This is a genomic window from Anatilimnocola floriformis (assembly GCF_024256385.1).
Lineage (GTDB): Bacteria > Planctomycetota > Planctomycetia > Pirellulales > Pirellulaceae > Anatilimnocola > Anatilimnocola floriformis.
In genome coordinates, this window is the sequence record NZ_JAMLFW010000001.1 from 1,259,081 (window position 1) to 1,284,362 (window position 25,282).

22 protein-coding genes are annotated in these 25,282 nt (G+C 57.6%); 13 read left to right on the plus strand and 9 right to left on the minus strand.

Annotation, left to right across the window (positions count from 1 at the left end; genetic code table 11):
* Window positions 1–552: 552 nt before the first annotated feature.
* Both M9Q49_RS05220 and trpD read right to left on the minus strand, forming a co-directional pair.
* Window positions 553–1,101, minus strand: a complete 549-nt coding sequence (locus tag M9Q49_RS05220; RefSeq protein ID WP_254507626.1) for a hypothetical protein — start codon at window positions 1,099–1,101, stop codon at window positions 553–555.
* A gap of 668 nt (window positions 1,102–1,769) precedes the next feature.
* The gene (trpD, locus tag M9Q49_RS05225; RefSeq protein ID WP_254507628.1) at window positions 1,770–2,813 is read right to left on the minus strand and encodes an anthranilate phosphoribosyltransferase; all 1,044 of its coding nucleotides are present in this window, start codon (window positions 2,811–2,813) and stop codon (window positions 1,770–1,772) included.
* Between the two features lie 181 nt (window positions 2,814–2,994).
* Here trpD and M9Q49_RS05230 point away from each other — a divergent pair, with 181 nt between their 5' ends.
* Window positions 2,995–3,930, plus strand: a complete 936-nt coding sequence (locus M9Q49_RS05230; RefSeq protein WP_254507629.1) for a nucleoside hydrolase — start codon at window positions 2,995–2,997, stop codon at window positions 3,928–3,930.
* 23 nt (window positions 3,931–3,953) lie between these two features.
* Here the strand turns inward: M9Q49_RS05230 and M9Q49_RS05235 are convergent, their stop codons facing one another.
* The 6 genes from M9Q49_RS05235 to M9Q49_RS05260 form a co-directional block, all read right to left on the minus strand.
* Window positions 3,954–4,424 (minus strand): hypothetical protein, encoded by a 471-nt coding sequence (locus tag M9Q49_RS05235; protein WP_254507630.1) that lies wholly within the window; start codon window positions 4,422–4,424, stop codon window positions 3,954–3,956.
* Window positions 4,425–4,505: 81 nt separating this feature from the next.
* Window positions 4,506–5,966 (minus strand): DUF1501 domain-containing protein, encoded by a 1,461-nt coding sequence (locus M9Q49_RS05240; protein ID WP_254507632.1) that lies wholly within the window; start codon window positions 5,964–5,966, stop codon window positions 4,506–4,508.
* Between the two features lie 14 nt (window positions 5,967–5,980).
* Complete coding sequence (locus M9Q49_RS05245) at window positions 5,981–6,340, minus strand: type II toxin-antitoxin system VapC family toxin (protein WP_254507633.1); 360 nt, start codon at window positions 6,338–6,340, stop codon at window positions 5,981–5,983.
* Window positions 6,341–6,413: 73 nt separating this feature from the next.
* A complete protein-coding gene (locus M9Q49_RS05250) occupies window positions 6,414–6,635 on the minus strand; it encodes a hypothetical protein (protein ID WP_254507634.1) in 222 nt (73 codons plus the stop codon).
* A 24-nt stretch (window positions 6,636–6,659) separates the two neighbouring features.
* Window positions 6,660–10,127 (minus strand): DUF1553 domain-containing protein, encoded by a 3,468-nt coding sequence (locus tag M9Q49_RS05255; protein ID WP_254507636.1) that lies wholly within the window; start codon window positions 10,125–10,127, stop codon window positions 6,660–6,662.
* 146 nt (window positions 10,128–10,273) lie between these two features.
* On the minus strand, window positions 10,274–10,750 hold the full coding sequence (locus M9Q49_RS05260; RefSeq protein ID WP_254507637.1) for a four-helix bundle copper-binding protein: 477 nt from the start codon (window positions 10,748–10,750) through the stop codon (window positions 10,274–10,276).
* 528 nt (window positions 10,751–11,278) lie between these two features.
* Here M9Q49_RS05260 and M9Q49_RS05265 point away from each other — a divergent pair.
* Window positions 11,279–12,994 carry a hypothetical protein gene (locus M9Q49_RS05265; RefSeq protein WP_254507639.1) on the plus strand — a complete coding sequence of 572 codons (1,716 nt, stop codon included), beginning with the start codon at window positions 11,279–11,281 and terminating at the stop codon, window positions 12,992–12,994.
* An 88-nt stretch (window positions 12,995–13,082) separates the two neighbouring features.
* Here the strand turns inward: M9Q49_RS05265 and M9Q49_RS05270 are convergent, their stop codons facing one another.
* A complete protein-coding gene (locus M9Q49_RS05270) occupies window positions 13,083–14,369 on the minus strand; it encodes a hypothetical protein (RefSeq protein ID WP_254507641.1) in 1,287 nt (428 codons plus the stop codon).
* Between the two features lie 301 nt (window positions 14,370–14,670).
* Between M9Q49_RS05270 and M9Q49_RS05275 the strand changes: the two genes are divergently transcribed.
* From M9Q49_RS05275 to M9Q49_RS05325, 11 genes are all read left to right on the plus strand, one after another.
* Complete coding sequence (locus tag M9Q49_RS05275) at window positions 14,671–15,288, plus strand: 3-keto-disaccharide hydrolase (protein ID WP_254507643.1); 618 nt, start codon at window positions 14,671–14,673, stop codon at window positions 15,286–15,288.
* 219 nt (window positions 15,289–15,507) lie between these two features.
* Window positions 15,508–16,173, plus strand: a complete 666-nt coding sequence (locus M9Q49_RS05280) for a DUF6436 domain-containing protein (RefSeq protein WP_254507644.1) — start codon at window positions 15,508–15,510, stop codon at window positions 16,171–16,173.
* Window positions 16,170–18,095: an ATP-binding protein gene (locus M9Q49_RS05285; protein WP_254507645.1), complete on the plus strand. Its 1,926-nt coding sequence runs from the start codon at window positions 16,170–16,172 to the stop codon at window positions 18,093–18,095. Before M9Q49_RS05280 ends, M9Q49_RS05285 begins: the two co-directional genes overlap by 4 nt.
* A 531-nt stretch (window positions 18,096–18,626) precedes the next feature.
* Entirely contained in the window at window positions 18,627–19,031 is a 405-nt protein-coding gene (locus M9Q49_RS05290; protein WP_254507647.1) for a hypothetical protein, read from the plus strand.
* 17 nt (window positions 19,032–19,048) lie between these two features.
* A complete protein-coding gene (locus M9Q49_RS05295) occupies window positions 19,049–19,429 on the plus strand; it encodes a DUF2750 domain-containing protein (protein ID WP_254507648.1) in 381 nt (126 codons plus the stop codon).
* Between the two features lie 176 nt (window positions 19,430–19,605).
* The gene (locus tag M9Q49_RS05300; protein WP_254507650.1) at window positions 19,606–19,962 is read left to right on the plus strand and encodes a hypothetical protein; all 357 of its coding nucleotides are present in this window, start codon (window positions 19,606–19,608) and stop codon (window positions 19,960–19,962) included.
* A 440-nt stretch (window positions 19,963–20,402) separates the two neighbouring features.
* Window positions 20,403–21,104 carry a tetratricopeptide repeat protein gene (locus M9Q49_RS05305; RefSeq protein ID WP_254507652.1) on the plus strand — a complete coding sequence of 234 codons (702 nt, stop codon included), beginning with the start codon at window positions 20,403–20,405 and terminating at the stop codon, window positions 21,102–21,104.
* On the plus strand, window positions 21,097–23,436 hold the full coding sequence (locus M9Q49_RS05310) for a CHAT domain-containing protein (protein WP_254507653.1): 2,340 nt from the start codon (window positions 21,097–21,099) through the stop codon (window positions 23,434–23,436). Before M9Q49_RS05305 ends, M9Q49_RS05310 begins: the two co-directional genes overlap by 8 nt.
* A gap of 24 nt (window positions 23,437–23,460) precedes the next feature.
* On the plus strand, window positions 23,461–23,874 hold the full coding sequence (locus M9Q49_RS05315; RefSeq protein ID WP_254507654.1) for a hypothetical protein: 414 nt from the start codon (window positions 23,461–23,463) through the stop codon (window positions 23,872–23,874).
* A 38-nt stretch (window positions 23,875–23,912) separates the two neighbouring features.
* Window positions 23,913–24,521: a hypothetical protein gene (locus M9Q49_RS05320; RefSeq protein ID WP_254507656.1), complete on the plus strand. Its 609-nt coding sequence runs from the start codon at window positions 23,913–23,915 to the stop codon at window positions 24,519–24,521.
* A gap of 85 nt (window positions 24,522–24,606) precedes the next feature.
* Window positions 24,607–25,245 carry a hypothetical protein gene (locus M9Q49_RS05325; protein ID WP_254507658.1) on the plus strand — a complete coding sequence of 213 codons (639 nt, stop codon included), beginning with the start codon at window positions 24,607–24,609 and terminating at the stop codon, window positions 25,243–25,245.
* Window positions 25,246–25,282 lie beyond the last annotated feature (37 nt).

Consider the following 25,282-nt stretch of genomic DNA (forward strand, 5'->3'; position numbering starts at 1 on the left):
ATTTGCATTTCACTCGCTATCTCAAGATCGTCAGGGCGTAGCACCAGCCTAACCTGCTAGTCTCAAGGAACTGTCTAAATGAGTAATCTTTCAGGCACTGATGCAAAGCTCCTGATTTGTTCAGGTTACGGGGACATGTGTGGGTGGGACGTATTTGACGGCGAGAATTTATTGTGTTCACTGCTGTATCACTCCGAGGATGATATGTTCTGGACCAGGTATTGCATCTATTCAGTAGATCCAATCAGTTCGGATATCTGCAATGATAGATTCTGGGTAACGAGTCAATTCAGCTATCGATCAAGGGCTGTTGAGTCGTTTGTGCTATCTGATGTAATTTGTCGATATAACGAACGCGACAAATTGATATCTGCCCGCGGATTGCACATTCAAATTCCAGTAGGCCTAACGACGCGCGCTCACTTGATATACCGGGCTTTGCGTGGATAGAGGAAGTAGAGGGTAGGTCGGTGTTCTGTCCTGGGCTTCATTCTCAAGATCGTCAGGGTGGAGCACCGCTGTTGATGAACCAACCCTACGAGGATCTTCCTATTACTTTTGCCTGCGGCCGTATTTCTTATTAAAAAAATCAAACTCGCCAAGTGCATCGTATCGATCGCCCATGTAACCTTGGAATCGGCCGTGTAATGTTACCTGTCCGTTTTTTTCGCGTTTCAGCGGCCACAGCAGGTTAACTTGGTCTGACTTCTGTGGAACGCCGAGCCAGCCGCCAAAGTACTCTACTTTTTTGGAAGACTCATATTCAGGTATGTCGAAGTAATACCGAAGCAGTACATAGATTCGTCCGCGCGATTCAATCTTATCAATGACAGACTCTTTGGCGACCGCAGAGTCCTCAAGCATCTTCACCGCCTGTCGCGCCTGCTCGGGCGTGAGATTGCAGAATTCTGCGCCAAGCAGGTCATACTCGGCGGCTTGCTTAAGGTCATCATCATTCCTGGTCTTGGTCGTCCACGAACTCGCCGACTGGACTCGCGTCACAAACTCAGCGGTCGGATCTGGCTTATTGTCGGCAAAAGCAAAGGAACCAAGACACATGAGCTGCACGAGCGATAGTAGCAGCGTGTCACGATACCTCATTTTACTTCCTCCTTCGTAAATGTGGTTTTGGTCGGTGGATTGGATGTGCCGCCCCAATAACCGCCTTCGAGCTCTTAGGCGTTCAGATTCACAGGGTAGAGCAAGTCGAATGAAGGCCGCTAGCCCCGGGGGCTGTCGCCGGCTTCCATCTCAAGATCGTCCAGGCGTGTCGACCTGACGTACAACTGCCGTGATTGGCACTAAGGTAGCCCGACGCGTGAGCGAGGGGTTGGGCGCGAGGACGTCTGGTCCGGCATCGTGCGGCAGCACCATCGGAGGTGCTGTCGCACGTTGGTTTTGGCCAACTCCACTCGCCCAAGCCCTCGCTCACGCGTCGGGCTACCTTTCCCTCGCTGACGTTTGGGGGTTTCAGCACTGCTGGCTGTCGAGACTGGCGGGTTTGCGGCAGACCTGAGTTGTCGGTGCGGGCGTGTCTGATAGTTGGCCGGCTGGTCGGCTCGGCGGGTAGGGGCGTTGCGATTTGCTGAGTGGTTTTTGCACTGTTCAGAGGCAATTGCGCACCACCCGTTTAGGTTGCAATAAAGTGCGATATGATCGTTGCTTGATAACACCGGAATATTGACTTAACAGATGTTGCAGAAATGGTTTGCATGAAATTCACAAAACCACATCACCTGTTATATATCGCTCCGCTCAAAGAGGGGTGTTCACGCAGCCGTGTGGGTTCGGGCGGCCCAGCGGGTGAGCAGCTCCCCTGCCCTGCCGCTGTCGATGGCTTCTTGGGCGCGGGCGGCGGATTCAGGATGCGATATGCCGGGCGTCGCGACCCAGATGGCGGCGGCGGCGTTGAGGACGACCATGTCGCGCGGCGGGCCCTGTTCGCCGGCGAAGATGCGGCGGATGAGGGCAGCGCTCGCGGCGGCGCTGTCGATCAGCATTGTCTCGGTGCTGGCGGTTGCCAGGCCGAAGTCGGCGGGGGACCAGGTGGCTGCTTGTTGCGAGGTTGCCGACAATTCGATGACTTCGGTCGCGCCGGCGATGGTCAGTTCGCCGCAGGCTTCTTGTCCGGCAGCGCCGCCGACGATGATGGCTCGCGCGGGGTCGAGTTGCTGCAGAGCGCTCGCCATTTTGGGACGGAGTTCAGGCCGGGCTACGCCCATCACCTGGTATTTCGCGCCGGCGGGATTACAGAGCGGGCCGAGGAGATTGAAGATCGTTTGCGTGCCAAGCCGCGCGCGAACTTCTTTCACATGCCGCATAGCGGGATGGAACAGCTGGGCAAAGCAAAAGCACAGACCGAACTCCTCCAAACAAGCGGCGACGACCGTGGGCGCCGCCACTACGTTCACGCCCAGCGCGGTGAGGACATCGGACGAGCCGCTGACGCTGGTAACACTGCGGTTGCCATGCTTGGCCACAGCCACGCCGGCGGCGGCCGTGACGATGGCGGCGGCGGTGCTGACGTTGAAAATCTTCGAGCCGGTGCCCCCCGTGCCGCAGGTATCGACGACGACGGTTCGGCTGGTCGGCAGGCGAGTCATATGACTGCGCATCGCTTCGGCGGCGCCGGCAATTTCTTCGGCCGTTTCGCCTTTGTGGTGGAGCGCGGTCAGAAACTGCGCGAGTTGCGACGACTCCGGCTCGGCTGCGGCCTGGCCGGTCATGATGAGTTCGAAGAGGGCGCGGATTTCAGCGCGGGGAAGATTTTGGCCGGAGCGGACTTTTTCCAGAGAATCAGAAAGAATTGACATGAGCGACAAAGTAGCCGAATTCGCCAGAATTCGGAGCGTTCAAAGTGGTGTCGACCGTCTGAATTCTGGCGAATTCAGCTGCAAGGAGAGCGGTACGTCGCCTTGTGAAGGGCGGCCTGCAGCGCTAAAATCCGCGCTAGGCGTTCTTCGTGAGTAAAGCACCAGTTTCCAGGCTGCCGACATGCCCCGCAAGGTGATTATTGACTGCGACCCCGGCATCGACGATGCCATCGCCCTGACGATGGCGCTGTTCGATCCCCGGCTTGAGGTGCTCGCGGTGACCGCGGTGGCGGGAAATGTTTCCGCCGAGCAGGCCACTCGCAATGTGCAGGCGATCATCGAGCAGCTCGATCCGCCGCGTTATCCGCGACTCGGGGCGGCGTCGGAAGGCCTGGCGATGGTCGACAACCGCCAGCTGTTTGGCGAGGACGGCCTCGGCAACGCGGGGTTCGTCAGTTCGCAGCTCGCGCGGCAGCATCCAGCCGAAAAACTGATCTGCGACGAAGTGCGGGCAGCTCCCGGCGAAGTGACGCTGGTTTGCCTCGGACCATTGACGAACATTGCCGCTGCACTGGCCCGCGAACCGCAACTCATTTCGATGCTCGGCCGCCTGGTGATTATGGGTGGCTCGGTGAACGGCGTGGGGAACGTAACGTCTGCGGCGGAATACAATATTTACTTTGATCCGCACAGCGCTCGGCAAGTCTTTCGTTCGCCGACAACGAAGACTCTCATTCCGCTCGATGTGACGACGCAAGTGACGTGGTCGCTCGATCTGCTCGATCAGCTGCCAGCCGAAACGACGCGGGCGGGAAATCTGCTGCGGAAAACATTGCCGTTTTTGTTCCGAACCTATCGCCGCGAAATGGGTCTGGAAGGTATTCACCTGCACGACGCCGTGGCGATGGCCGCCGTGGTGCATCCCGAGTTGTTTACAACGCGCGACATGACTGGCGACGTGGAAACGGCGGGCGAGTTGACGCTCGGTGCGACCGTCTTTGATCGCCGCGGCATCGCCCACAACCGAGGCGATATGGAAGTGGCGATGGAAGTGGATGCGGCTGGCGTTTCGGACTGCGTGGTGCGAGCCCTGCAGGATGCTGGACGCCAGACGTAGTTGCGGGCCGACGATTACGACGTTTAAGACAGCTTGGCTTTGTGCTGACGGGTGAAATCTTCGTCGCCTTGCAGCGAGCGGTTCTTTTCGGCGAGCCGTTGGCGGATGCGCTGCACCGTGCGGCGGACCGGCGCGGTGAGGACCTTCACAATCTCTTCCTGCGAGAGTCGCACGAGATCGGCGACGGTATCGACGCGGAGAAACTCGAAGACCTGACGGGCTTCGTAGTCGTCGTGGAAGAGCATGTAGAGCTTTTCTTCTTGCGTGACGAGCGGCCGGCCGAGAGTTACTTCAGGCGGTGACGACGACTTCGGCGATGCGGCCGATTTGGTTGGCGTGGCTTTGGCGGCTGCCTTTGCAGTCGTAGCTTTGCCTTTGGCAGCTGCTTTTTTCGGTGGCGATTTCTTGGTCGGTTTGGTCGCGACTGATTTCGCCGCGGCCGGTTTCTTGGCGGTCGGCTTTACCTTCTTGACGGGAACTTTCTTCTTGGCCATCGCAGTGCCTTGTTGCTGAAAACAGTAGTTCGAATCGTTCCCATCCTGAGGCCCTATTCCTGTCAGACTAAGTCACGCCGATCAGGCGATGATTTGCTTCACGACGTTGCCATGCACATCGGTCAGCCGATAGTCGCGACCTTGAAAGCGATACGACAGCCGCGTGTGATCGAAACCGAGGAGTTGCAGCAGCGTGGCTTGCAGGTCGTGAATGTGGACCTTGTCGCTGGCGATGCTAAAGCCGAGTTCGTCTGATTCGCCGTGCGTATAGCCACCCTTCACGCCGCCGCCGGCCAGCCACATGCTGTAGCAATCGGGGAAGTGATCGCGACCGAGGTTCGGGCCGCCCGCGGTGCGGCCTTCGCGGAAAGGAGTTCGACCGAACTCTCCGCCGCAGATGATGAGCGTATCTTTCAGCAGGTCGCGCTGCTTCAGATCCTTCAGCAACGCGGCGACCGGCTTGTCCATGGTCGCACATTTTTTCGTGAGGCCATCGCCGATGCTTTCGCCCGGTCCCGTGCCGTGGAAGTCCCAGCCCCAATCGAAGAGCTGCACGTAACGCACGCCTTGCTCGACGAGCCGTCGCGCGAGAAGGCAGTTGTTGGCGAAGCTCGCGCCGCCCGGCTGAGCGCCGTAAGCGTCGAGCGTTTCCTTGGTTTCCTTGGTGATGTCCATCACCTCGGGCACGGCGGTTTGCATGCGGAAGGCCAGCTCGTACTGCGCGATGCGTGTGGCTGTTTCGGGATGGCCCAGCTCCTTGCCTTGGATTTCGTTGAGATCGCGCAGGGCGTCGAGCGTGTCGCGACGAAGCTCGCGATCCATGCCGGCGGGATCGGAGGCGTAGAGCACCGGATCGCCCTTCGAGCGACATTGCACGCCCTGAAAGACCGAAGGCAGAAAGCCGCTGCCGAAGGAGTTCTTGCCGCCGTTGGGTTGCACGCCGCTGGAAATGAGAACGACGAAGCCCGGCAAGTTTTCGTTCTCGCTGCCGAGACCATACGTGACCCACGAGCCAAGCGACGGCCGGCCCGAGCGGGGCGAACCAGTGTAGAGCAGCAGTTCGGCGGGCGCGTGATTGAACTGCTCGGTGAACATGCTGCGGATCATGCACATGTCGTCGGCGTGGGCATGGAAGTTCGGCACGGCATCTGACAGCCACATGCCCCCTTGCCCATGCTGCGAAAACTTTCGCGGCGTGCCCATGAGCTTCGGCGTGCCCGACGTAAACGCGAACCGCTTCCCTTTCACGAACTCATCGGGACAAGCTTGCCCGTCGCGCTTCACCAGCTCCGGCTTGTAGTCGTACATATCGAGATGCGGCGGCGAACCGGTGAGGTGCAAATAGATCACCCGCTTGGCCTTCGCGGCAAAGTGCGGCTGCCGCGGCGCGAGGGGATTGATCTCGTTGGCTGGATTTGCGGCTGGAGCCGCAACACCATCGCGTTGCAGCAAGGCGTTTAAAGCCATCGCGCCGAGGCCAACGCCGGAGGCTTCGAGAAAGTGACGGCGGGTTTGAGCGTGAATTTGAACTGCTGTCTTCATCGTATGATTCCAGTTCAGATCGTCCAATCTTCGATTTTGAGATTGGGGACCTTGGCAAAGTCTACTGTGTTTCGAGTGAGGACTGTCCAATTACGTGCTAATGCGATGGATGCGATTCTCAAGTCCATGGTGCCAATTCTTACGCCTTGGGAACGAAGAAAATTGAAGAGACCTACTGCCGCGGCATCGAAACCCGCGATTTCTGCTTCGGAAAAATCGTGGAGAATCGCCGCGAAACGTTCGTAGGCTTTCGTGGTCTGTTCGGGCGTCCGTTTTTGATTTAGGTATGCTGCCCATCCCGTAACTTGCTCGTGAAATGCAATGATTGGCACATAGATCTCGTCTTCAACATGCTCAGCAAGTTTCTTCTCCATTCGATAAAACTCAGGGCCCGATCGTTGCTGGAGAATTCCGAAGTGATCGGTATCCAAAAGGTACATAACTTATCTACTCGGTGTGGTAACTCTGCCGAAATTCGCGACCCAAGCGTAGAACCTCTGCGAATTCAGGATCATCTTTCATCGAGCCCTTTACATTGTCGAGCCAGCGAGATCCTTTGGGTTTTTCTCTCTTGAGCTTGGCAACCTCACTTTCAAGAGCGGTGACGCGCAGCAGAATTTCAGCGATGTCGGTGTTAGTTGTGGGTTGGTTGGACGACGTGAGACTCATGTGACTTACTCCTATTCTTCAATCCTACCGCTTCATCAACGCCTCATCCAAGTTCAGCAGCACGTTTCCCACAACCGTCCAAGCCGCGAGTTCGGCGGTCGTGGCGTCTTTCGGCAATGGGCCGATGGGCTCGGTGGCGAGCTTTTTGGCAGCTTCGGGCTGTTGTTCGAATTTGGAACGGGAGTTCTCGAAGAGTTTGACTAAGCGTGATTGTTCGTCAGCGGTTGGCGGGCGGGTGAGGACGAGGCGAAATGCGTAGTGCATCCGCTCGTCAGGAGTTGCACCACCTTCGGTGACCACTTTGCGGCCAAGTGCCTGAGCGGCTTCGATGTAGACCGGGTCATTGAGCGTGACCAGCGCCTGCAGCGGGGTGTTGGTGCGGCCGCGGCGGACGGTGCAGACCTCGCGATTCGGCGCGTCGAACGTGGCCATCGACGGATAGGGATTTGACCGTCGCCAAGTGGTGTAAAGTGCCCGGCGATGCCGATCCACGCCGTCGCTGGTTTGCCAATCGATGCCGCTGCCGAAGGCGGCCGAGAGGCCCATGGAGGGCTGCATCGGCTTGACCGGCGGGCCGTACATCTTGTTGCTGAGCAAGCCGCCGACGGCCAGCGTTTGATCGCGGACCATTTCGGCCGACAGGCGGAAGCGTGGGCCGCGAGCGAGCAGGCGGTTGTCGGGATCGCGACTTTGGAGATCAGGTGTGACACGCGACGACTGCCGATAGGCGGCCGATGTGACGAGCTTTTTCACGAAGGCTTTCAGATCCCACTTGTTTGCTGTGAGATCCGTCGCCAGCCAATCGAGCAGTTCGGGATGAAACGGCAGTTCGCCTTGCGAGCCGAATTCTTCGCTCGTGGCCACAATGCCAGTGCCGAAGATTTGTTCCCAATAGCGATTGGCCACCACACGAGCGGTGAGCGGATTGGCGGGATCGACGAGCCAATTGGCGAGCGCGAGGCGCTGCGGCAAATCCTTCTGCAGCGGCGGGAAAATTGCCGGCGTGCCGGGCTTCACGACTTCGCCCAGGTCGAGATAGTTGCCACGATGTTGCAGCTTCGTCTCGCGACCGGCGCCGGCCATTTCTTTCATGATCGGCACGGTATCGGGCTTGAGATCGGCGATTTGCTTCTTGAGTGCTGCCTGCTTCGCGCGCACGTCTTTGAGCTCTGGAGCGATGCTCACGAAATGCTTGCTCAAGACCTCTTTCTGCGCCACGGTTCGTTGATCGGCGGCGACTTGCATCGCGGCGAGCACATCGGCGGGCGTTTCGGTCCAGCGTTGCACTTGATCATCGGCCGTTGCGCTGAGGCGGAACTTGCCGAGCGTGTGCTGCTTGTGATTTGATTGCTGCTCGATGGTGACGAGCAGTTTGCTGCCTTCGGCGACCTCGACGGCTTGCTTCGCGACGAGCGTCAACGCGTGCGACTCGCCGAGCTTACCGCCGACGGCCCAACCTTTTTGCTTGTCCTTAGTACTGATGGCGTTTGCGGCCTCGAACTGCGGTTGCGAGAAATCGGCGAGGGCGACTGCAAACTCAATGGCACGGCGACCTGAGAGGGAATACTCAGCGGATGGGTCGGGATGTTTTGCCGCCTTCTGTTCCCAGACGACTTCCTTCTTGTCATTCAGCACGCTGATCTTGAAATCGGCCAGGCGGTTGCCGACGTTGCCGTCGGTGCGGTTCCAGAGGACGATGCGATCGATGGCTTGCGAACTCTTGAGATCGACTTCCCACCACGGATTATCCGAAGCGGCCGTGTGCGTGACGCTCTTCTTTTGGTAGTCGCCGTCGGTGTTGCCATCAATGGCGTACTTCGCGGGACCATCGTAGTCGGTGCTACTTTGCGTGGCTTCGCCGCTCTTCGCCAGGTTGTCGTTGCCGGAAAAGACTTGCACTTCGGCGAGCGAAAGCATTTTGTTCTTGCCGGGGATTTCGACGCGAACGAAGCGACCACTGAGCGACTTTCCCTGCGGTGGTTCGATTACGGCGTCGATGTTGGTGATCACGAAGTTGCCGCCCGCATGGCCGGGGCCTTTACCGGGTAATTTGTCATCGGCGAGCGTTTCGAGTTTGATCGCCCGGATTTTTCCAGCAGCGAGCGGCAATTCCAGCGTGTAGTTGTCGTTGGCCGATGCTTCGGCGACCGTCACCGTGCCATCATCGGCGATCTCGCCTTTGAGTTTGGCTTGCGATGAAAACGAAGCCGGTTTCAACGTGCTCCAAATCAGCGAGCGCGGGAAGTTCTCTTCCCATTTCGTTTGTGCAGCGACTAACTCCGGCGTGCTGGCTTGCAACGAGCGCTCGACGGTAACCAGTTCTGCTTCGAGCTTACCTTTGCGTTCGAGCTGATCGGGCGAGTAACGCGTCAGCAGCGGCGATTCGTCGCGGCGGTCGGCGTCTTCGCTGTTGTTGAAGATCGCAAACAGCCCGAAAAATTCTTTCTGCGACAGCGGATCGTATTTGTGTGTGTGGCACTGCGCGCAGGCGATTGTCGTTCCCATCCACACTGCCATCGTGGTGTTCACGCGATCGACAACGGCGACGTTGCGGAACTCTTCGTCATTCGTGCCGCCTTCGTTGTTCGTTAGCGTGTTGCGATGAAAGGCCGTCGCGGTCAATTGCTCGTCGGTGGGATTCGGCAGCAGGTCGCCAGCGATCTGCTCAATCGTGAATTGATCGAAGGGCTTGTTCGCGTTGAACGAACGAATGACGTAATCGCGATACAGCCAGATGACGCGCGATGGGTCGTCGGCATAGCCAGCCGAGTCGGCGTAGCGGGCGAGGTCTAGCCATTGATGGGCCCAGTGTTCGCCGTAGGCTTCTTTCGCGAGGAGCCGATCAACGAGCTTTTCGTAGGCCTGCGGGTCGCTGTCTTTGACGAAGGCATCGACCTCGGCAATAGTCGGCGGCAAGCCGGTGAGATCGAGAGACAAACGGCGGATGAGCGTGTAGCGATCGGCTTCGGGCTGCGGCTGCAAACCTTCGGCTTCCATCCGGGCAAGCAGGAAGCGATCGATCTCGTTCTTCGGCCAGGCAGCGTTCTTAGTCGCCGGCAGGACGGGACGAACCGGCGGCGAATAAGACCAGTGCTGCGCGTAGTGCGCGCCTTGCTTGATCCACTCGCGCAGTAGTTCGACATCTTTCGCCGCCAGCTTCTTACCGGTCTTCGCCGGCGGCATCATTTCATCAGGATCGGTCGAAGCAATCCGCTTCAGCAGATCACTCTTCTCGGGCTGACCCGGAACAATCGCGAAGTTGCCGCTGCCGAGATCGACCTTGGCCCCTTCGAGCGTATCGAGACGCAAGCCATCGACGCCGCCTTTCCGCTCGGCCGGATCCGGGCCGTGGCAGAAATAGCAGTTGTTCGAGAGGATTGGCTTGATGTCGCGATTGAAGTCGATCTTGCGCGCGGGCTCGGCAAGTGAACCGCGCGATACGCAAGCAACCGCGACAAATAGTGCAGTCCAAGAAGACAAGCAGCGAAGCATCGTGCGAACCGCCTCGAAGTGCAGGGAGGGAAAGGGCGCCGGGCAACTATTCAGGTGGGAGTCGCGCAAGCTAAGTCGCGGCGACAAGCCCCCATTATATGTGCACCCTTACTCCCGATGCTATCAATCTGCGGCTGCAATTCGGGCTATTTCGTGCCGTGGTCATGCCCGGCGTGGGCGACCATTTCCTTGCAGGTCTTTTCGCACTTGCGGCATTCGGCGGCGCATTCCTTCATGTGCTTGTCGTCCGGAAACTTCTCACATTCCTTGCCGCACATCGCGCAGGCGTCGACACAGGCCTTGCAAATAAGGGCGGAGAACGGACCGCCGCGGGCGACTATCGAGGCCGCAGTGGCGCAGAAGGCGGCGCAATCCAAACAAGTGGCCAGCGTGGTGGCGTGGTCCTTTTTGCCGGATTCCAGCTGATCGGCGCAGTGGGCTGCGCAGCTTTCGCACTCTCGCTGACAGTCGGAGCAGGCCTTAGCGCAGGCATCCGACATCTCCCCATGCTCGTGGCCGCCGGCGCTCTTCGCAGCCGGCACCTGGCCGGATGCTCCCTGCTGCCAGGCTCCGAGCGCGACTGCTGTCAAACCCGCCACCGTGAACGCTCGTCGTCCGACCATGATTCCACTCCTTGCAGTGAGGATTGATTTGGTAACTCGAGCCGAGGCTGGTGCAGGTTCTGGACCGTTCGGGATTTTTCAGATGACGAATGCGTTTGCGAACAATCGCGCTGGTTATTGGCAAATTCTCTTGAAACGGTTAGGTCGCGCGCGTTAGAAAACGTTTACTTATCCATTGCTCCCCGTTTCTCATCTGCGAGGGGAGGTGTTCATGATGTAACCGCACCCTTTGGCGGCGCGACTTGATTCGCCGTACAAGCGGGTTTTCTGTCAGCCACTCACGACTGGTCTCATTTATTTATTCCGCGGTCGGCTTTCGATTGAAGGCAGCGCCGCACCTTTCTTTCTGCGGCTGCAGATCGCTTTGCTTGTTCTCGCAATCTCTTCGCTGACCGCGGCCCTGATCAATCTAGCCGCCGAGTGATTTTCGCAATCACGTTGCGGCTGCGCTCGCGTTGCGCGCATGGGCAACGAGCACTCATTCGATTCTTCATACAGACATTTCATTCAATAACACTGGAGGCTGTCATGAACTCATCTGCCTCATCCATAAAAGGCATTTCGCACTTTTTGTACTCACAGAATCCGTTCTATTTGATCGGCACGCTGGTGATTTTATTTGGGCTGCAGCAATGCCTGGGAAAGGAGCCGCAGTTAGCGGCGTCGGGCATGCTCTCGACAATGCTCGCCGGATACACGCTGCTACTGGCCGGTGTGGCGATCGTCATCGTGCGGTGGGGGAATTTGTGGGACGATGTGCGCACCATTCTGCTGGTGGTCGTGCTGCTGTTTTACATGCTGTCGGTAAGTCTCGACGTGCAAGTGCTGGAGCAGCCCGAGTCGGGGTCGTTCTTGCTCGGCGCGGGATTGCTGTTCTCGCTCGTGCTGAGTGAGTTTCTGTTTCGACAGCTGCGCTTGCAGTTGCCGCTGGCTTATCGACTGGCGTTTTATTTGTCGCTGGCTGTGTTGTTTTTGTATCCCATCGCGCTGGCTTGGATCAGCTTTTATCGTTGGTATCAACTGCGGACCTGGGCGCTGGGCAGCTTCAGCATCGTCGCGGCTTGGCCGTTGTTGGCGCTCGTGCCGGCGGTGCGAAGTCGCGCGCCAGTACCGATGCCGTGCCGGGCGACGTGGAAGGCTCCGTACTATCCCTGGTCGCTGTTTGTGTTTCTTACGATCGGCATGGGGATGCGGGCCTGGTGGCTGACGATCTCGTTCGACCCGACGAAAGGGGCCGGCAATTGCTTTCAGCCGTATTTTCTCATTCCCCTCGTACTCGTTTGGGCGATCATCTTGATTGAAGGGGGCGTGGTGCAACATTCACGCTGGGCCCTGCGCGCGGGACTGCTCCTGCCGTGGCTTGCACTCGCGCTGGGATATGCAGGATCGGGAAACAGCACGGCCGACGCGCTGTTCGTCGGTGAGTTACGGAGAACAATCGGGACGCCGCCGCAACTCGCGGCGTGGAGTGTGCTGGCCTTCCAAGGTTGGGCATTCTGGCGGACGAGCCATCTTGTGGGCGTACATCGTTGGCAGGAATTGGCGTTTACGGTGCTGGCGGTTCTCGCTTGCTTTACGGGCGAACGGACCATCTATTGGCGATCGCTGGCCATGCCAAATTCGGCGGGGCTGGCGATTGTCGCGGCGGGCTGGATCGCCAACGCCTGGCGATTGAACTGCAGTTATCGCGCGTTGCTGGCGGCGGTGTTCGGCGGTTTGTACTTGTCGACATCGGGTGCGATCGGACAGCTCAGTGATCCGCAAGGTTTCTGGCGACTGCACGCGCCAGTGCTGATCGTGCTGGCCCTCGTGGCTGTGTTTCAAGATCGTCTTGCCCAGCGCTTGCGCAGGCTAATGCTTTCGACCGTGCCGACGCTCGCGCTCGCGGCGGCGATTGTCTATCCGTGGTGGTTCGGCGATGTGCCTGCCGTCGTTCTCGCCGCCTGGCTCGGTTACCTCTTGCTGATTGCAGTTCGTTTTTGGCAGCTCGATCGTTATGTACCGCAGCTCACGGCAGCACTCCTCACGCTGGCGAGCAACGGCGCATTATGGATCTGGCCGGCTGGCGCTTGGCTATCGACATCGTGGTTGGCTGCTGGCTTGCCGTATCTGACGGCGGGGCTGCTTGTCGTTGCGGCGGGACTGGCCATCAGTCTGCTGAAGATGGGCATCGTCGAGCATGGTCGCAATTGGCTGCGGATCTTTAACGAGCATCTGCAATGGTCGCAAGTGGAAAGCAGTTGAAGCCACTACGCAAAAAAAGACTTCGGCAAAAAAAAGACCCCGGCAACAAGCCGGGGTCTACGGGGATTCGCTGATTGGCCAGTCGCGACTAACCAAGTGGCAGGCCCAGACGCGATGTGAACGCGCCGTTCAGGTTGCCGTTGACGTTCGTGTTCAAACTGCCGGGCGTTAAGTCGTTGGCGCCCAGGCTGCCGAGAATTGCGGCGTTATTGCTCGAATTGATTCCGGCTTGAGCGTTCACATCGCTCTGACTATTGAGGTTGGCAAAGAAACTATCGACGTTGTTGCCGGCCACGCCGAAGTTATTGGCGTTGGCGAGAGCAATCTGCGCGGCCAGATTTGTATCGATGTCGGCGAGACTCGCATTGTTGAATAGCCCGACTTCGTCGAACAAGTTGTCGCCTGTGATGTTGAGCGCGGCAGCGCCACCGATCGAGCCGTTGAGGTTCTGATCAGTATTCAGCAGAGCACTCGGGCCGATGTTGGCCGAGCTATTCAGCGCTGAACTCAAAGCCAGGTTGGCGGTCATTACGGTATCAATGTCAGCGTTTGTGCCAATGCCGCTAGCCGTTGATTGGCCGACGTCATCGATGGCGGCAGTCACATCAGCTTCGACTGCAGCGTCAACATTGACGTCTTCGCCGGCGCTAGAACTGTTGCTGCTCAGAGTGCGGAAGTTACTCGCATTCCCGTCACTGTTCGTATTCGGGTCCAGGTGGTCGCCGAGATCACTGTCGTCGGGCAGGTAGTAACCGCCATCGCCGCTACCACCACCACCGCCGGGGTTATTCGGATCGAGATGATCGCCTTGGCCACTTTCATCGGGCAGGTAGCCGTCGTTGGTCCCGCCGGCAAGATTGCTGGGCGATGAGCTATCGGCGGCCGTTGAGTTGACCGAGATATTGTCATCGGTTGTGCTGCCAAGGAGATGGAGATTGGCCTCGTTGGCCACTTTCGCGCTTACTGTGTCTGCGCCGCTACCAGTCTGAATTAGCAGTTGTTGGTTGGCATTCGCAGTCGTCGAGGCGCTAGCTTGACCATCAACCGTCAGGTTGTCGTTGCCGTTACCGAGCGCGACTCGTGTAAGAAATTGAACATCGCTCGCTACAAATGGTGCGCTGCTGCCGTTGATGGTCGTCGCACTGCCGCCAGCGTTCACACCGCTCAACTGCACGCTACCGTCGCTCATCGTCTGCAGATGAAGGCCATTGTCGGCGGCATCACCTTGAATCATCAAGTTGCCACCGATTGCCGCGGCCCACACATTGCCCGCGAGCACCGCTCGGCCTTCAAGGCCTTCTAGAAAGAGGCTTCGGTGTTTCACCGAGGCTTGTTGCTGAGTTGAGCGACGCTTGGCTGTAACGAGCGTATTCATGAGAGGAGACCAATATTCCTGAAGGGATGCAAAGGCGAATTCGCTGCACTCCTTTGCGGTTCAAACTTTCCTAGCAGCGATGAATACGGCTAAACGCAACAGGAATGCCAAATGTTTTCTGGTTCGATGGTGTTGTCTCATTGCCCCGCTCGTGGGGTTTTTGCATTCGCGTTCGCAAGTGCGATGCCGGCAAAGGCCCGTTTGATTGCAGCCACTGTGAACGATTTGCGACGCCTACCGCCGAGCAGTACCATGCGGCGACCTACCTGATCGATTTCCCTCCAACGCAAAGGCCTCTTCCATGCGCAGCTATTGGTTAGGACTCGCCGTGATCGTCTTTTGTTCGCCGTTATTTTCCGCGACGTTATTCGCCGCCGATGAACTGAGCGACCAAGAGAAGAAGGATGGCTATGTATCTCTCTTCAACGGCCAGGATCTGACGAACTGGCGGTTCGACGAAGAGTCGCCGCCGACAAAGCTGCCTGAGAATTGGAAAGTGGAAGAGGGCGTAATCAAAGTTACCGGCGGTGGCAGCCCGCACTTGGCATCGGCCAAGGAGTATGTTGACTTCGAGTTTCGTTTTGAGTGGCGAGGCATGAAACCGAAGTACAACAGCGGCTTGTTCATTCGCAGCGGCAAGAAGGTCGGCGCTCATCAGATTAATCTCGCCAGCGGCGGAGAAGGGAACTTTCTCAACGGCAAGCTGACCGGCGGCAAGCCCGTGCCGATGCTGCAAAAGCCAGCGGGCGAGTGGAACGAATGGCAAGTGCGCTGCGTGGGTGACAAAGTCACGTTTCACTGCAACGGCCAACTCGCCTGGGAAGGAACCGGCCTCGCTGCGAAGAGCGGCTATCTCGGTTTGCAGGCCGAAGGGGCGCCGCTGGAGTTTCGCAAGCTGCGGATTCTGGAAATCAAATAGCCGACAGATTGGCAGACTGCGTGGCCGCGGCAACAGCACTGCGTACCGATTGTGACGATCGCAGCGACTGCTGTGGTGGAATCTGCCGTACACCGCCGAACTCCTCGGCGCTTCACAAGGCACATGACCTACGGTTGATGGGGCAGAAAATTTCAATGGACACGCGCGCCGCCTGCGCTTCACGCGGGCCGCTGCGCAAGCGTGCGCCATTCGATCAGCATGCCCAGTTTCGACCTGAAGTTCACTGGTGCATCGTTCGTCATGGCGACTCGTCCTGTTTTGACCTGGCTCGTACTCATCGTTGGCGAGGCGCTGCTCGCTTCGGTCGCGATCGGGGCGTTCTGGTTTCAGGAATGGCAATACGCGCTGCCCACGCCGCGGCCCGCAGCGCTCCAGCAACCGGTTGTCGGTGATGTGATTCACCTCGCTGAACTGCAACCAACGACCAAGCCGATCTGGTTGCACTTCTTCAATCCCGCTTGTCCTTGTTCTCGCTTTAATATCGATCACGTGCGCGATTTGATTGCCCGGTTCGGCGATCAGGTGCAAATTGTCGCCGTGCTCGAAGCCGATGACGATTCGCTCGCACAATTCAAGCAACTCAATCTCAAGTGTGCCGCGTTTGTCGATCACCACGGCGAGTTTGCCAGGCGAACGGGCGTCTATTCCACGCCGCAGGGTGTGGTCTTGGATGAGCACTGCCAGTTGGTTTATCGCGGCAACTACAACCTCGGCCGATATTGCACCTCCGCAGAAACCGAATTCGTCCGCCGAGCGCTCGAAAACTGTCTGGCCCATCGGCCACCGCTGACGTTTCCCGCCGCGGCCACTGTCGCCATCGGCTGCGAATTGCCGGTCAATCGAGTGGAGGTCAGCGAGCGATGAAAACGCCGGCTGCCATCATCGATCTGAAAGACTTGGGCATTTCTCAAACGCTCAGCGCTGACGAAATGCAGCGCGCGCTCGAGGAACATCGCGCGCTCGGCCATCGGCTGATCATGCGCGTGCTGCTCGTCCATTTGGTAATCGCGCTGGCACTCGGCTTCGTCTATTCGACCTGGCTGATCACGCTGTTGGTTTCGTCGTGCGGCCTGGCCATGTACATGCTCAGCGCCAAGCTTTCGCCACAGTCGTTCTTCACGCGCTGCATGGCCGGCATCGCGCTGCAGGTGTTCGTCGCGCTGCACATTTATCAAATGCACGGTCTGCCGGAGATGCATTTCTTTTTTTTCACGGCCTTCACGGCGATGATCGCTTATTGCGATTGGAAAGCGATGTGGCCGGGAGCACTGCTGATCATCGGGCAACACATTATGTTTGCCCTGCTGACCAACTCCGGCTTGAACATGTATTTCTTTCCCGAGTCGTTTGTCAGCTTTACCAAGTTGTTCTTCCACTTCGGCATCGCGTTGTCGCACGTCGGCATTTGCGGCACGTGGGCGGGCATTCGGCAGAACCAGATTCTGAGCGATGCTCGCCATCGACGGATCCTGCGGCGATCGCTCGAAACCGCTGCCGTCGCGCAGGCTCAGCTCGAAGAACAATCGATTCAACTTCATTTTCAAAATGACGAACTGGCCGTGGCCCGCAGCCGAGCCGAAGCGGCCACACAGGCCAAAAGCGAATTCCTGGCCAACATGAGCCATGAAATTCGCACGCCGATGACGGCGATTCTCGGCTACTGCGATATTCTCCTGCTCGAAGCCGATCAAGATCAGCACATGCAGCGGCATCGTTCGTCGCTGCAAACGATTCGTCAGAACGGCGACTTCTTGCTCGGTTTGCTCAACGATATTCTCGATCTCTCGAAGATCGAAGCCGGCAAGCTCGAAGTGGAAAAGATCTCGTTTCCGATCGAGAACCTTGTCCTCGACATCAAGACCCTCTTTCAAATGCGGGCCGCGACGAAACAGCTCGCGCTTAACGTTACGTTCGAAGGTGAACTCCCGGCCTTCGTCATTTCCGATCCCACTCGCATTCGCCAAATCCTGCTGAACCTCGTCAGCAATGCGATCAAGTTCACGGCGACGGGTTCGGTGACGATTGTGGTGCGCATGGTTCGTGAAGAATCGCGGCTGCAGTTCGAAGTGATCGATTCCGGCATCGGCATGTCGGCCGAAGTCGCCGAGAAATTGTTCAGGCCGTTCACGCAGGCCGATGCTTCGACCACGCGCAAGTTCGGCGGCACCGGACTCGGCCTGTCGATCAGCCAGCGCCTGGCTCACATGCTGGGCGGGGGAATCACCGTACACAGCGAAGCAGGCATCGGCAGTCGCTTTTGCCTGACGCTCGCCGTGGATATTCCCGCCGGCACTGCGTGGTTGCAACCGCAAGCGAATTCGCGAACGGCAGCGAGTGCCGGGACCAAGTCGACAGCCAGCATCCAATTGCCTAAGGGTTGTCGCGTGCTGCTGGTCGAAGACGGCCCGGACAATCAGCGTTTGATCTCGCACTTCATGAAGAAAGCCGGCGCCGAAATCGCCATCGCCGAAAACGGCGCGCTCGGTGTGCAGGCAGCCTGGCAAAGCATCGCCGAAGGTCGGCCGTTCGACCTCATCCTCATGGATATGCAAATGCCAGTGCTCGACGGCTACAAAGCCACGACCCAACTCCGCCAGTCCGGCTACACCGCGCCGATCATCGCCCTCACCGCGCATGCTATGAGTGGTGACCGCCAAAAGTGCCTCGACGCCGGCTGCGACGACTACGCCATGAAGCCCATCGAACGGGCCATGCTGCTGGAAATGATTGCCCGCTACTTGCGCCAGCCAGCCGCCGAAAAGCAGTCTGCCGCCGCGCCGAACTGAACAGCTTCGCCCTCTCATGAACATGCCTCTTTCGGGTTGCCGGAATATAACAGGTTATGCAATCTTTCGCGTCGTCTATAAATCTTTAAGTAACAACTACTTAATCCAAAAATCAGTGGTTATATCGGCTCTTGTGTATAACCTTTTATAATGCTCAATTCGGGTGGGTCGAATCGCCGCTGAACAGTCTGCAAAACATCTCATCGCGACTCTTCGCAACGCCGCTCGATTTCCCCGCCAACCGCCCATCCGGCAAAAACCAGTAGACACCGCCGCTCAGACAACTCAGGTCTGAGCATTTCGGCAAAGTAGCCATTCACGCCAGTGACGCTGTCATCGGCCTTTTCTCTCTCCCCTCGCCCCGTTTCGGGGAGAGGGGTCGGGGGTGAGGGGATAATGCGCGAGTTTGACTCAATTTTCTGGCGAACTGTTCGGCAATCCATAGTGCGTGCTCATTAGCACACTCTCGCTTCGGTTCACCCCTCACCCCCAGCCCCTCTCCCCGAAGCGGGGCGAGGGGAGCAGGAAAGGATGCTGCCTGCCGAGCGCTCACGATGCATGCATTGCCAGCGTGAACGGTTACTCAGCAAAACCGTGGTCGCGACAATGTTGTCGCTCGTCTCTGCAAAGTCGAATCTGCCCCGCGTTCTCTCGACGGCAACGTATTCGGCCGTGGGATTGGCAATCATCGCTTTGGGCGCGCTTCCTCTTCTATTTTTGACGATGTTGCTCGCAAATGGCGCCGAATCCGATCCGTTGGTGTGGGCGGCCACCCTCCTCGTGGGTTCCTTCGAACTCTTGGGGGCGATGCTCATCGCCTATGGTTGGGGCCGGTCGCGAGCCACGTGGCACGTCGTGATATTCCTTGGGGTACTATGGGCAGGCTTGATCGCCACTTACTTCGGCTGGTGGGTCTTGGCGGGCATCACACACTAGAACGCGCTGGACTGCGTATGCATCCCGATAAAATCAAAAACGTCCTCGCAAAAGATGCGCGCGGCAGATACGACTACTTTGTGAGTAAGGTTGCGGACTTCGAGACAGTGTGGGGACTGAAACTCGATAAGTGGGTCATGGTGGCCGACGGCGGAGGACGTCCCGCTGCACCATTTTGGCCCGAAGAAGAATTCGCGAAGTTGTGCGCCACAGATTCGTTCGCTGGCGCGGTGGCTGCGAGCATTCCGCTGGATCAGTTCCTGGAGCGTTGGCTTCCCGGACTTGAGCGCGATGGTTACTTGGTCGCCATATTTCCGAAGCCGAATAACCAAGGTACGTTGCGTTTGCCGTCGCAATTGCGAACGGATATTAAGTGCGAACTCGAACTCTACGATTAACTCGCAGTTTGGTCGCGGCGCCACTTCTATTCACAGGCCCGAAAGGTCTAACCTAAAGCAGCCCTGGGTTTTCTCGACCTTACGGGGTTCAGCACCACTGCCATCGAACAGGTCGAGCGGCATTTGCGATCACTTACTCAAGGACAGAACGACAAAATTATTCGAATAGGATTTTAATGATTATTTTTGGACAAGCCGACGAGCTGAAATATAGCATGCAATCATGGGGGGTTTACCTACTGCTTGAAGATGCACTTTACTGCTCTTCGTCTGACATAAAGGTTAGCAGAGCACTGCAGATGGGAATAGACATCTGCGGCCTGGACGTTGAATTATTGGATCGCGATTTAGGGCTCCGCGTAGCCGATGCGATCAGAATAGTAGCCCGCGCAACCGCAGACGGGAAACCACTTCCCGGCATGCGATGGCAAGAAAAGTTAATTCCAGAGAAACATGAGCTTTATCAACGCAGAGCAAAAGAAATCGCAGATGCTGCAGAAAGGTTTTTGCAGAATCGTGCAGCTACTAAATAGACCGACTGGCGCACGACGCATCTAAATTTAGATTGACTGCGCTGCTTCCGTTGTGCTTAGCGCGCAAGGGTACTCATACACTGGAGACCAGGTGCGCTTGTCGCGGTACCTTCCCGCAATCGACTCTCGACAGTCGCCTGGGGCTAGTCGATTACAGCCGTCCCTGTAGGGCTTCGAAATTCTATCGGCTGGGAACGCAAGTGGCGCTGCGCGGTCTCACGCCACTGCGTTCTGCAGGACTGCATGGCAACTTGGTTGGCGCTGTCACATACTCCGAGTTCACAGGTAGAGACATTAGAGCTTGTGAGAAGTCCGTCAGGGCGGTTACCGACCCGGCCCTACTTGCGTGACGAACTCCGCCCGCGTTGACAATCTCGCTCACCCCGACCGAAAATTTTCAGTGCGCCGTTCCGTTTGTCGAACGCACTTTGGAGTCTGTGATGACTGATCGTTTTCGATGCCTGCTAGTTTCCCTGCTTACACTGGCGATGAGCAGCACGGCGTTGTTCGCCCAGACGCTGGACGTGGACGACGTCGAGTTGGCGACGCAACTTTCGCGCAATTATGAGGAACTCACGCGCCGGGGGCGGTACGACGAAGCCGTCGCCGCTGCCGAGCAATATGCGAAGTTATTGCTCTCCCGCTATCCCAAGGATGACCATTTCAAAGCCTCGCTCTTTCTGGCGGAGGGTTATGGCTACCAGGGGAAGTACAAAGAAGCGATCGAGCAATGGGACCTCACCATGGCTCGGTTGCGGGCTTCGCGGCCTCGTGATGAAGCGCACCGGCAGTTGTTTGTCGTGGTGTATGGCGATGCCATACGCGGCACGGGAGTGTGCTATGACCGGCTGGGCGACAAGCAGCAAGCACTGAAGCAATACGAGTTGTACGTTGCGTATTGGGAGCAAGCCGATCATCCGAACGCCCGCATGTTTCTCGCGCAGGCCAAGGTCGCCATCGCCGATAGTTATCGAATGCGCGGCGAGTCGAAGCGCGGCTTGACGCCGATTGCCGAGGCCTTGCAAGTGCTCGTGCCGCTTGGTCGGGCCGAACCGCCAACGGGAGAAGCGAATCGCATTCTCTCCGAAGCTGCACATCGGCGGCACGCTCGATTTGGATCTGGATCGTTTCGATTTGGCTGAAGCGAAGTATCGCGCCGCGCTGCAACTGCGCATCGCACGTCACGGTTTGACACACATCGACACGGCGACCGTTCTCGACAGCATCGTTCGTTTGTATGCAGCGCAAGGGCGCTGGCAAGAAGCGGAAACCTTTTGTCGCTATGAGCTCGCCGCCTATGAGAAGAGCGCCGGCAAGGATCACATTGAAACCACCAAGGCCACATTGCGGATGGCGAACGTACTGACTGGGCTAGGGCGCGCCTCCGAAGCCGAGGTGCTGGCGCGGCAAGTGGTCGACCGCCTTACCAAGGAGTTCGGCGCCGACAACTCTAACTTGACCCAGCCCCGACACGAATTGTGCAAAGCGCTTTTTCAACAAGAAAAATTTGCAGAGCTCGAGCCGCTGTTGCGGCAGAACATCGCCGCGCAGGAAAAGTCCTTGGCGCCCAACAGCGCGAATCTGGTCGCTGGAATCACGATGTTGTCGTATGCAGTATTGAACCAAGGACGAAGCCAGGAAGCGCTCGATTTGCTGAATCGACTAGCGGAAGTTCATGAGCGCAGCCCACTGTCGCCGCAGAGCCTGGAAAATCTGCTCGGCACTCGGGCTGCGGCGCTGTGGATGTTGGGACAAAAGGAAGCGGCGGTCGCCGAACTCGCCAGGTCTCAGGATCAAACCGAGTTGCTGCAAACTTTTTCGCCGGGGGCCGAGCGCGAACGGGCGGAAATGTTTCTCAGCCGCTCGACCGGTTACGAGTTAGCCATCGATTGGCAAGCGCAACTAAAAAACATTCCCCAATTGTTTGCTGCCATGGAACGAGCTAAGGCCCGCACCTTTTTGGATGAATTGAAACTGAAAAATATCGACTTGCTGGCCGGTATATCGCCACAGGACCGGCAGTTGTTAACACAGCAGGAAGAAAAGTTGCGCCGCGAACTGACCGCAGTCGAGACACGCTTCAATGAACTCCCCGAGCTACCACCCATCGCGCCGGCTGCCGAAATGCAGAAGCGAAAGGATGCTGCGGCCGAAGTGCTCGCCGCCAGAGACGCGTTGTATCAGCATTTTGCTCGGCTTCGTTCGGCGAGCCCGGTCTATCGCGAATTAATCCAGAGTAAGACGGGGAACGTGACGCTCGAGCAGGTGCAGGGGCGACTCGGCGAAGGAGAGCTCTTGTTGAGTTACTCGGTCGGCGAGAACCAATCGTACGTTGTCTGCGTGCGAAAGGATTCCGCGCAATTCCATCGCCTGGAACTCGACGAAGCAACGGCGAAGACGTTGGGAGCGAGAGCCGGAGATTTAAACGACGAAACCTTAGTCACTACCCTGCTCGACAAAACAGCCGGCGTGCTCGGCATGATTTCGAATCCAAAACGCAAGAGTGAAGATGCCAGCGGCAAGCTCGCCGCGCTCTGGACTGCGCTGATTCCGGCGGCAGAAAAAGCTCAAATCACCAGCGGCGAGGTAAAGCGGCTCGTTATCATTCCCGACGGCGCGCTGGCGCTGCTGCCGTTTGAAACATTGGTTGTCGAGAACGACACCAAGCCGCAGTACTTGCTCGATGTTGGTCCGCCGATCGCTTACGCTCCGTCCGCAGCGGTGCTGCTGAACCTGGTTGATCGGCCTGTGGTTTCGGCGACGGATCTGAAACTGTTTACGCTGGGCGATCCCACTTACGCGCCGCCAGTTGCCGCCGATCCGCTCGATCGCACGCTGGCTGCTGTACGCACGATCGATCGGTTTCGGGCCGGACTCTCGCGCCTGCCGTTCACCGCGCAGGAATCGAGTTGGGTGCGGCAACACCTGGAAAAGATCGGCTTTTCCACGGTAAGAGTCACCGAAGCCAAGGCCACCGAAGCGGCCATTCGTCAGCACGCACCTGGCAAGCAGATCATTCACTTCGCCTGCCACGGCATGGCCGATCAGAGCTACGGCAACTTCTTCGGCTCATTGGCTATCGCGCCAGGCCGCGCAGGAGATTCACGCGACGACGGCTTTTTGTCGATGGCGGAAATCTACGATCTCGATCTCACCGGCTGCGAACTGGCGATCCTCAGCGCTTGCGAAACCAACTACGGTCCCCAACAAAAAGGGGAAGGCGTATGGGCTCTCTCACGCGGCTTTCTCGTAGCCGGCAGCCGCCGCGTGGTCGCCAGCAACTGGGTCGTCGACGATCGCGCCGGCGCGACCCTCATCAGCCTCTTCGCCGGCCACCTGGCCCTCGCCGGCAAAGATTCAACCGCCCGCGACTACGCCACCGCTCTGCATAAGGCGAAGAAAGAAGTCCGTAAGGATGAACGCTGGCAACAGCCGTTTTATTGGAGCAGCTTGGTGCTGGTAGGGCCGAAGTAGGGCGCGGAAGCAGGGAGTTGCCACGTGAGCTTTGAGAACGAATCGCAAGAGCTTTTTAATAATCGGCTTTATGAGATGTTGCCTCGAGCCGCGAAATGGCTTGACGATGAACTGCGGCTTGTTGCCGACCCGAGGGAGATTGTCGGCGTCTGGAAAGGGACAACATTTCGCAACGCTCGCGATGCTGGGAAGTTCACCATCCGTGCTGGTGGCGTCATGGAGCGAGTGTTCTTTTCCACGCGCGAGTGGCGAGTGCAGTTCGAGTGGCGATTAGTCTCGCCGGGGACTGTAGTTGTGTTCGATACCGCGATGCCGAAAGTGCTTCATCCTGGCGAATTTCTCGGCGCAATATTCCCCTTTGTGTTCATCGGGAGAAAGGGGCATTGCATTCTGATGCACGAAGACACGAGCATGTTCTACGTTTTGGCGCGCGAGTGACATTCATCTATTTACTGAACGCGACTGAAGGAGTAGCGATGAACACACTATTGTTGCATACATTTGCCGTGTGGCTTTGCATTGGCATCTGGTACTCTGGGGCGTCTGCCATGCCTCCAAAGATTAAAATATCACTATCGGTCCCATTTGATACGGAAGTGGGGGCCTGCTTGGGTATTTTCGTGGACATAACGAACGATGGCGATGAAGCCATCACCATTTTCGACCGCAAGTTCATCGGCATGAATGGCTTTGAGTCAGCCCATTTGTTGATTTATGACCTCGACGGGAAACTTTTGGGCAACTCAACGATGTCTCATGCAGGTGGTTCTTTCGCAAATCCGGATAAGCACTGGTGGGAACATCTGGGACCCGGGAAGACAGTCCGATCTTCTATCACCGGGCCGACAGCACAACTGGGGAAATTTCGCGGCGATATTAAGGATCGAGTTGACCTGAAGCCGGGCTTCTACGAAGCCGAGGTGGTGCTGCTCGACCGCTTTTTCAGTAATCCGCCAGATTTTTCAGCAGCCAACGATTCCCTTCGAACTCGAACCTTCGAGGGATGGCACTCTCAATTCAGCGAAGCGGTAGTTGTCCGCTCGGACCGCGCTAAGTTCAAAATCGTACCGAGGAAGGACAAATAGAAAAGGTCGGTCAGGTCGCCTGATCGAGTTGGATCGCTTGAGAGTTCATTGCCCCAATTAGTCACGGCTACAGGAACTAGACAACATGCTAAAACATATGGTGGCCGGCTTTGCTTTAACGCTGTTGTTTTTGGCCAACAGCACGAATGCAGCGCCGCCGGTAGTGATTAAAATCGCCTGCGCCAATCCTGAAGTTAATTTGGGCGCCGCACTCGGAGTGACTGCTAAGATAACCAACGAGAGCCAAAAAGATATCATGGTCTTCGATTCGGCGTTCGTTGGGATTCACGGCTTTGAATCGGCGCACTTGCTGATTTATGGCAAGGATGGGAAATACGTCGGCAATTCCACGCTATCCAAAGAAGGTGGTTCGTTTGCCTATCCTGGCGCCAATTGGTGGACAAAATTGCCTGCTGGGGCGTCCTGCAGCGGGGCTATCGCGGGGCCAACTCTGGTTATATACAAGGATCGCATGTGGAACAAATCGATACTAGCTCCAGGCGAATACCAAGCCGAGGTGGTGCTGTTGGATCGTTTTTTTAGCGATGTTCCTTCGGACATTCCAGATGCAGGCGACCATGCCAAAATGCAAGAAGTAATGCTGGAGTGGTGCAAGGGCTTTAAAGAAAAGGTCGTCGTGCGTTCTAATCGAATTTCGTTCAAGTTGGTTGCACCACAAGCTACGAGCGAGGAACTCGCACCAGTGATCCCCGGCTTCGACTAACAAGAGCCAAGGTAGGGTCGGTACTCCGCCCTGTCCG